Source organism: Clostridium sp. ZBS2 (assembly GCF_023845855.1).
Classification (GTDB): Bacteria; Bacillota; Clostridia; order Clostridiales; family Clostridiaceae; genus Clostridium; species Clostridium aquiflavi.
Genome location: NZ_JAMQIF010000021.1, coordinates 152,839 through 162,537, shown reverse-complemented (window position 1 = coordinate 162,537; position 9,699 = coordinate 152,839). Strand labels below are relative to the sequence as shown.

The window sequence follows — 9,699 nt, the reverse complement described above, 5'->3', positions numbered from 1 at the left end:
GTCCAATTACAATGCCACTGACTCATTGCATATATCAACATTTATTTAAAGTATGTTTATTTTAGTATTATAAGTTGAAAATAAACTAATTTTTAACAGAGTTTTTATAAAATAAAATATTATTTTATTGCAAAAGTGTAATATAAACGGACAGTGTCCTAAAACAATACGTTTTATTTATGAATAAGTGTATTGTTTTAGGACATTATTTTATTTAGTAATATCTTTATTGTTTAAAGAATGGCTTGAACAGAAAAGATTGATAAAGTAATAACAATGTGGCATGGTTCTTGCTATATATATTTATGTAAGTTATTTAATTATAAAATAACAAAAAAGTAATATATTAAGTAATAAAAGTAATTAAGAAAATAAAGATATATTTTAGGAGGAACAGATTATGGCACGTTTTACATTACCAAGAGATTTATATCATGGTGAAGGATCTTTAGAAACACTAAAAACTTTAAAAGGAAAGAAAGCATTTGTAGTAGTTGGTGGTGGATCAATGAAAAGATTTGGATTCCTTCAAAAAGTTGAAGATTATTTAAAAGAAGCAGGAATGGAAGTACAATTATTTGAAGGTGTTGAACCAGACCCATCAGTAGAAACAGTAATGAAGGGTGCAGAAGCTATGAGAAACTTCGAACCTGATTGGATAGTTGCAATGGGTGGAGGATCACCAATAGATGCTGCAAAAGCTATGTGGATATTCTATGAATACCCAGATTTTACTTTTGAACAAGCTGTTGTTCCATTTGGATTACCAGATTTAAGACAAAAAGCTAAATTCGTAGCTATTCCATCAACAAGTGGTACTGCTACAGAAGTTACAGCATTCTCAGTAATAACAGATTATAAAGCAAAAATTAAATATCCTTTAGCTGACTTTAATATAACTCCAGATATAGCTATAGTTGATCCAGAATTAGCTCAAACAATGCCAGCTAAATTAGTAGCTCATACTGGAATGGATGCATTAACTCATGCTATAGAAGCATACACTGCATCTTTAAGATCAAACTTCTCAGACCCATTAGCTATGAAAGCAATAGAAATGGTAAATGAACATTTAGTTAAATCATTTGAAGGAGATAAAGAAGCTAGAAACTTAATGCATGAAGCACAATGTTTAGCAGGAATGGCTTTTTCAAATGCATTACTAGGAATAGTTCATTCTATGGCTCATAAAGTAGGAGCTGTATTCCATATCCCTCATGGATGTGCTAATGCAATATTCTTACCATATGTAATTCAATATAACAGAACAGAATGTGAAGATAGATATGCAGATATCGCTAGAGCATTAAAATTAGAAGGAAATACTGATGCTGAATTAACTGATTCATTAATTAAATTAATCAATGATTTCAATGATGCATTAAATATTCCTCATTCAATGAAAGAATATGGCGTTGAAGAAGCAGACTTTAAGGCTAATGTTGAATTTATAGCTCACAATGCAGTATTAGATGCATGTACAGGATCAAGTCCTAGGGCAATAGATGATAAGACAATGGAAAAATTACTTGGATGTACATTCTACGGAACTAAAGTTAATTTCTAATATTAGAAGTTAATAACGTATATTTAAACTAGAATTAATTTTCAATAATTTAATAAAAACAATAGCTCTCACTTTAGAGAGCTTTTGTTATTATTGGGAACTTGATGTAAAAAATAAGATTTAAAAGAAAAATATTACATATTATAATATAAAAACCATTGATTACATATGTAAAAACAGTTAAAATTGATAAAAACTATAGGGGGACAAATGATGTATAAGATAGTTAGTAAAAGAGAACTTACAAATAATATCTTTTTAATGGATATAGAAGCTCCAAGAGTAGCAAAATCAGCAAAACCTGGTCAATTTATTATTGTAAAAAATGATGAAAAAGGTGAAAGAATTCCTTTAACAATAGCAGATTACGATAAGGAAAACGGAACTGTAACAATAGTTTTCCAAACTGTTGGGCAAGGAACTAAACAATTAGCAACTTTTGAAGAAGGCGACTATGTTTGTGACTTTGTTGGACCATTAGGTCAACCAAGTGAATTTGTTCATGAAAATTTAGAAGATTTAAAGAAACAAAATATTATTTTCATAGCAGGTGGAGTTGGTGCGGCACCAGTTTATCCTCAAGTTAAATGGATGAATGAAAATGGAATGAAATGTGATGTTATAGTTGGTTCAAGAAATAAAGAATTATTAATATTAGAAGAAGAAATGAAAAAAGTTGCAGGAAATCTTTACATAGCAACTGATGATGGATCATACGGCTTTAACGGTAGAGTTACTGACTGTTTAAGTGATTTAGTTAAAAAAGGAAATAAATATGATCATGCAGTAGTTATTGGACCTATGATAATGATGAAATTTATGGCTGCTTTAACTAAAGAGCTTGGAATCAAAACAACTGTTAGCTTAAATCCAATTATGGTAGATGGTACAGGTATGTGTGGTGCTTGTAGAGTTACTGTTGGAAATGAAGTTAAGTTTGCTTGTGTTGATGGACCAGAATTTGATGGACATCTAGTTGATTTTGATGAATCAATGAGAAGACAAACTATGTACAAAAGTGAAGAAGGAAGAGCACAATTAAAGATTGAAGAAGGGGACACTCATAGCCACGGTGGTTGTGGATGTAAAGGTGATAAATAATGAATATGCAAGATAGAATGAAAAGAACACCTGTTACTGAACAAGCTCCAGAATTAAGAGCTAAGAATTTTGAAGAAGTATGTTTAGGATATAATGAAGAAGAAGCTGTAAAAGAAGCTAAGAGATGTTTAGGATGTAAAAACCCTAAATGTGTTGAAGGATGTCCTGTATCAATTGATATTCCAGGATTTATAGCTAAAGCTAAAGATGGAGATTTTGAAAATGCAGCTAAAGAAATAGCTAAATATAGTGCATTACCAGCAGTTTGTGGCAGAGTATGTCCACAAGAAAGCCAATGTGAAGGTAAGTGTGTATTAGGAATAAAAGGTGAAGCTGTAGCAATAGGTAAATTAGAAAAATTTACTGCTGATTGGTCAAGAAAAAATAATATAGATTTAGCAAAAACAGAAGCATTAAACGGCAAGAAAATTGCTGTTATTGGAAGTGGGCCTGCAGGACTTACTTGTGCAGGAGATTTAGCTAAAAGAGGATATGATGTTACTATATTTGAAGCTTTACATGAAGCAGGTGGAGTTCTAGTTTATGGAATACCTGAATTTAGATTACCTAAAGAAAAAGTTGTTAAAGCTGAAATTGAAAATATTAAGAAATTAGGAGTAAAGATTGAAACTAATGTTATCATAGGTAGAACAATAACAATAGATGAATTAATGAAAGAAGAAGGATTTGATGCCGTATTTATTGGATCAGGTGCTGGACTTCCTAAATTCATGGGTATAAATGGAGAAAATGCAAATGGCGTATTCTCTGCAAATGAATTTTTAACAAGAGTTAACTTAATGAAAGCTTTTAAAGAAGGATATCATACACCAGTTAAAGCTGGTAAGAAGGTAGCTATAGTTGGTGGCGGAAATGTTGCTATGGATGCTGCAAGAACTGCTTTAAGATTAGGTGCAGAAGCTCATATAGTTTATAGAAGAAGTGAATCTGAACTTCCAGCAAGAGCAGAAGAAGTACATCACGCTAAAGAAGAAGGAATAATCTTTGATGTTTTAACAAATCCAACTGAAATATTAAGTGATGAAAATGGATGGGTTAAAGGAATGAAATGCGTAAAAATGGAACTTGGAGAGCCAGATGCTTCTGGAAGAAGAAGACCAGTTGAAGTTGAAGGATCAGAATTTGTTATGGATGTTGATACTGTAATAATGTCACTTGGAACATCTCCAAATCCACTAATATCTTCAACAACTGAGGGATTAGATATTAATAAGTGGAAGTGTTTAGTTGCAGATGAAAATGGCTTAACTACTAAAGAAGGTGTTTATGCTGGCGGAGATGCCGTTACAGGTGCTGCAACAGTAATACTTGCTATGGGTGCTGGTAAAAAAGCAGCAGAAGCTATAGATGGATATTTACAAGGTAAATAATTGTTTAATTAGATAAATTAAACAGTAGATTATTTATTAGTATTTGCTAATAAGATAATGAATTTAAAAAAAGATGATTTCTGTATTTTCAGAAGTCATCTTTTTTGTCTTACAATAGATTTATAAAGTTAAGTTTCTTTGTTTCGACAATATATAGAGAGAGAAAAATATTGTCAATTAATAGATTAATCTTATGAAATTAATAATCAACAAGCAGTAGCATTTGATTATATAAGTATAAGAATTACTGAAGAGAATTAATACAGAGATTAGTTAACGTTATGATATACTTTTATGATTATTATTAAATGGAACATTGTACACTAATTTTAATAAGTTTATAATTTACGTATAAAGAATTACTATTTAGTGATTAATTATAAATAAAAAGAGTGATTAATTATAAATAAAAAGGGGGAGTTTGTAATGAGGTTTAAAAAAATAAGTACAAGAATGCTTACAATTCTACTATTCGTAACTATTTTATCAATGGTTTTGCTAGCGGGTATAAGTTATAAAAGTAGCAAGGGTATTATAGACAGACAAGTAGAAGAAAACATGCAAGCAGAATTAAGTTCTACAGTAAATGCAATAAATCTTAAGATGCAAGAAATTTCATCAATGTCTAGTCAACTTGCATTAAATGTTGGATCAACTTATAAAACTACATATTTATCACAATATGAAGAAATGATTGGAAAAACAATCTTTAAAAGTGATCTGGTACTTGGTGCTGGAATTTGGTTTGAACCGTATGTTTATGATGCAAGCAAAGAATATGTTGGACCATATATTCATAAGAAAGATAATAAAGCATTAGTGACATATGACTATAGCAATGCTGAATATAATTATTTTAATTATGAGTGGTATAAGAATGCTAAGAATAATAATAAAGAAACAGTATTTAGTGATTTATACTATGATGAAACATTAGATACTATAATGAGCACTTGTGCCACACCTATATATGATGCAGATGATAATTTTATTGGTGTAATTAGTGTTGATATGGAAATTCCATCAATTCAGGATTTAATAAATAATTTTAAAATTGGTGAAAATGGTAAGGCCTTATTGATAAATAATGACGGGAAATACATAACTAACAGTGATTATAAAAAAATAATGAAAACTAAAATTAATGAAGATGATAATAAATCACTTTCAGAATTTGGAAATATTTTATTAAATAATACTGATGGGAAAAGTAATTTTTCTATTGATGATACAAAGTATGAAGCTTATTATACTACGGTAGATCCATTTGGATGGAAGTTATTTATGCAAATACCTATTTCAGAATTGAACAAACCTATAAATGATTTAATGTCTAAACTTATAGTGGTAGGAATTTTAGCTATAATATTAACTACATTAGCGATAATATGGCAAGTTCAATATCTAACTAAAACTATAAAGAAAGTTAATAATTTAGCATCAAACTTATCAAATGGAGATTTTTCTATTGATGAACTTGAAGTAACATCTAATGATGAATTAGGTCAAATGAGCAATTCATTAAATAAAATGTTATCAGAAAATAAGAATATGATACAGGAAATATCTAATGATGCAAACAAAGTAAATAGCATAACAGAAAATTTAAATAAATCAACTGAATATTTAGTAGAGAATTATAAGGTTATTAAAGATTCAGTTAAAAATATAAGTGAATCTATGCTTAATTCTAGTGCTACTACTGAAGAAGTTAATGCTTCTGTAGAAGAAGTTAACTCTTCAATAAGTTTATTGTCACAGGAAACAATTAAAAGTCATGATATGGCAAAAGACATAAAGGTGAGGGCATATAATATAGAAAAAATGAGTAATGATTCTTATAACAAAGCAACTAGTTTATCAGAAGTTCATGAAACAAATTTAAAACAAAGTATTGAAAATGCTAAAATAGTTGAAAATATAGGGGCTATGGCTAAAGCTATTTCTGATATAGCAGAACAAGTTAATTTATTATCACTTAATGCTTCAATAGAAGCTGCACGTGCTGGTGAACAAGGAAAGGGCTTTGCAGTTGTTGCTTCTGAAATAGGTAATCTTGCAACACAAACATCAGATACAGTAAAAGAAATTATTGAGACTATAAGTAAAGTGCAAGAAGCATTTAATAAATTAACTAATGATTCTACGCAGATGTTATTATTTATTAAAGATACTGTAACTCCAGATTACAAAGAATTTGTTGGAATAGCTAATCAATATGATAAGGATGCAAATGCTATTGAAGATATATCTATAAAAATATCTGAGATGACAAATAACATTGAATACATTACACATGAAGTTGGAGATGCAATACAAAATATTGCAGAAGCATCTCAAAATACAGCATCTAATAGTGGAGAGATTGTTTCAAGTATAGAACTAGTTTCACAATTAGTTGAAGAAATATCTACTATTGTGGAAAATGAAATAGAGATTTCGGATAATCTTAATTCTATGGTTAAAAAATTCACTTTATAATAAAATTTTATTTAGAAAAAATTTAATATATGGATGTGTTTTAGAAGCATGTTTATATATGCATANNAAGCAAAGTGGACTGAGTAATTAAACTTAGTCCACTTTTTGCCTATTGCATATATCAATATTAGCCTAAAATATATAAAATTTAATGGGGAATTGAGAAGTTAAAGTGGAGAGTTCATGATGAAATCTCATAGAGAAATTTTAAAATAAGCTTTCAATAAATAACTCTCAAATCTCCACTATGAACTAAAAAGCGTGGTGAAGTCCCTTTTTTATGTTATATTTTTATAAATTCAGGTTTCATGTTATTGAATTTACAAATATATTTATATCCCATGGAACCTAGAACATCATGAATATAATCAAATTTAGTAGCTATTTGAGTTGGAATATGTGAATCAGAACCAACTGTAATTATTTCTCCACCTAAATCTTTATACATTTTAAGAATATTTTTAGATGGTGTTAAATCAGGAAGATTATATTTGAATGATGAAGTATTAATTTCTATTCCTTTACCAGAATCAATAACTTTTTTTAAGATTGCTTCTAAGTAGTCAGAGAAAAGCTCATCTTTTAAAAGAGTGTCATAATTGCCATATCTTTTTATTAAATCAACATGTCCTAAAATAGAGTAATCATCATATAAGTTGATTATTTCTAATAATCTTTTATAATATCCCTCATAAGCTTCATGTTGAGTCTTTCCTTTGTGAAAATCACCTGTAAATAGTTCATGTCTATCTATAGTATGTATAGATCCAATTACAAAATCAAAATTATTTTCTTTTATTTCTTTAGAACAACGCTCTAAAACTTGAGTTTGAAGTCCCATTTCAATACCTTTTTTTATAGAAATTTTATCATGATATTTATCTTTATAAAAATTTATATCTTTAAAGTATTTATCATAATCAACTTTAACATTTGGATTTCCTAATACATCATAATCAACATGATCAGTAAAACAAATTTCTTTAAGTCCTAACTCAATAGATTTTTCTATCATGTCTTTCATTGGAGTTTGTGAATCTGCAGAATAATTACAATGCATATGATAATCATAATATAACATAAAAAGCCTCCTTACTAATTTAAAACATAGATTAAATATCTTACTTTAAGTAATTTTAATACTAATTTTAATATATTACAAAATAAAATATTTTTGCAGTGCATTTAAAACAGAGCCAATTATTAATAAGCAATTAAAAATAATTTATAAAATTATGGTTATTATTATAAAATTTTAGTTTGAAAATAATGTAGCTTTTTATTTTTATAATAATTATAAAATTGTTTGACATTATTAATAATAAAGATATATAATAAATCAAACAAATATATTTTAATAAATTTAATTTTGTAAAATTGAATTTATAATTAAGACTAAAGTATTCAATTTTTATATTACTTAAATGTATTTAAATATTGGTTTTTAGTAATAATATATTTTAGATCGATTATTCTTAATTAAGGTTAGGAGGAAAAGTTTATGGGAGAGAGATACGATATAGCCATTATTGGAAGTGGACCAGCGGGGTTATCAGCAGCATTAAATGCAAGAATAAGAAAAAAGAACTTTATAATCTTTGGAAGTAAAGATATTAGTAATAAGTTAGTAAAAGCTCATACAATAAATAATTATTTAGGTTTTTATGAGAAAAGTGGATTGGAAATAAGAGATGAGTTTCTTAATCATTTAAAATCTATGGATATAAATATTACAGAAGAAAAAGTAAATAACATTTATGCAATGGGAGATTATTTTTCATTGATGATAAATGAAAAGATGTATGAAGCTACTTCTATAATATTAGCTACTGGAGTGAATTTTGGTAAGCCATTTAAGGGTGAAGAAGAGTTTTTAGGTAAGGGTGTTGGATATTGTGCAACATGTGATGCACCTTTATACAAAGATAAAGTGGTTACTATAATAGCTTATAATAAGAAAGATGAAGAAGAAGCTAATTTTATAGCATCAATAGCATCAAAGGTATATTATATACCTATGTATACTGAGGAAGTAGATGTTAAATCAGGTATTGAGATTATAAAAGATAAACCTATAGAGATAAAAGGCGATATTAAAGTTAATTCTTTAATTTTATCTAACAAAGAAATTAAAACTGATGGTATTTTTATATTAAGAGATAGTATATCACCTGGTCAATTAGTTCCTGGGTTAGAATTAGATGAAAATCATGTTAAAGTTGATAGACTGATGAAAACAAATATAAAAGGATGTTTTGCAGCTGGAGATATAGTAGGAGTGCCTTATCAATATATTAAATCAGCAGGAGAAGGAAATATTGCAGCATTATCTGCAGTTTCTTATGTAGATGAAAAAAATAAAAAATAAAAATATATTTGGCTATGTTTAAAAACAGTGTTGATATTGTAGTATAAAGCTCATGGACAGAGGAATTTACTTTAAGAACTCTAAAATAAAGCTTAGTCCAATTAATGCATGCTCCCAATCAAAGATTGCTGACAAGCAATTAATTGTAAGACTAAAAGGAAACTCGACTCATGTACATTCACTGAGTAAGTTCGAAAAGTTAAATATAAAATTTAGATTCTCACTTAACAGCTCTAAAAAGCAAATTCCAATGCCAGTTCGCCCTTATACTAAAATATCAACAATCACTTAAAACATAGCCATATATTTAAAAACTAAGTTAAAGGTTATAAATGATTATACTCTATAAGATTTATATATTTAAAAATAAACTGTTATAAAAAATAATAAAATAAAGTGAGGTAATAAATTATGTCAAAAATATTAAAAGTTAATGAATTTGATGATGCAATAAAAGAAGGAATTGTAATAGTAGATTTTTTTGCGGATTGGTGTGGACCTTGTAAGATGTTAGCGCCTATATTTGAAGAATTAGAAGAAGAAATGAAGGATAAAGTTAAATTCTTTAAAGTTAATGTAGATGAAAGTGGAGAATTAGCTAGCAAGTTTAGCGTATTTAGTATTCCAACTATGATAATATTTAAAGATGGTAAAGATGTAAGTACTGAAGTAGGATTCTTACCAAAAGAAAAAATAAAAATGAATTTAGAAAAATACATATAATAATATTGTGCTATGTATTAGTAGAATGTTGATATATTCATTAGGTAAAGTGGCATTGTAATTGGACT

The 9,699-nt window shown here is 27.9% G+C and carries 7 protein-coding genes; 6 read left to right on the top strand and 1 reads right to left on the bottom strand.

Annotation, left to right across the window (positions count from 1 at the left end):
* The first annotated feature begins 400 nt into the window (after positions 1-400).
* From NG918_RS13785 to NG918_RS13770, 4 genes are all read left to right on the top strand, one after another.
* Positions 401-1,567, top strand: a complete 1,167-nt coding sequence (locus NG918_RS13785; RefSeq protein WP_205455250.1) for an iron-containing alcohol dehydrogenase — start codon at positions 401-403, stop codon at positions 1,565-1,567.
* A gap of 213 nt (positions 1,568-1,780) precedes the next feature.
* Positions 1,781-2,668: a sulfide/dihydroorotate dehydrogenase-like FAD/NAD-binding protein gene (locus NG918_RS13780; protein WP_252212093.1), complete on the top strand. Its 888-nt coding sequence runs from the start codon at positions 1,781-1,783 to the stop codon at positions 2,666-2,668.
* On the top strand, positions 2,668-4,059 hold the full coding sequence (gltA, locus tag NG918_RS13775; RefSeq protein ID WP_252211774.1) for an NADPH-dependent glutamate synthase: 1,392 nt from the start codon (positions 2,668-2,670) through the stop codon (positions 4,057-4,059). Before NG918_RS13780 ends, gltA begins: the two co-directional genes overlap by 1 nt.
* Before the next feature lie 426 nt (positions 4,060-4,485).
* Complete coding sequence (locus NG918_RS13770; protein WP_252226643.1) at positions 4,486-6,540, top strand: methyl-accepting chemotaxis protein; 2,055 nt, start codon at positions 4,486-4,488, stop codon at positions 6,538-6,540.
* Between the two features lie 283 nt (positions 6,541-6,823).
* Here the strand turns inward: NG918_RS13770 and NG918_RS13765 are convergent, their stop codons facing one another.
* Entirely contained in the window at positions 6,824-7,621 is a 798-nt protein-coding gene (locus NG918_RS13765) for a histidinol-phosphatase HisJ family protein (protein WP_252211776.1), read from the bottom strand.
* Between the two features lie 420 nt (positions 7,622-8,041).
* Between NG918_RS13765 and NG918_RS13760 the strand changes: the two genes are divergently transcribed.
* Complete coding sequence (locus NG918_RS13760) at positions 8,042-8,908, top strand: NAD(P)/FAD-dependent oxidoreductase (protein ID WP_252211777.1); 867 nt, start codon at positions 8,042-8,044, stop codon at positions 8,906-8,908.
* 411 nt (positions 8,909-9,319) lie between these two features.
* On the top strand, positions 9,320-9,631 hold the full coding sequence (gene trxA, locus NG918_RS13755) for a thioredoxin (RefSeq protein WP_012423094.1): 312 nt from the start codon (positions 9,320-9,322) through the stop codon (positions 9,629-9,631).
* Positions 9,632-9,699: the final 68 nt, after the last annotated feature.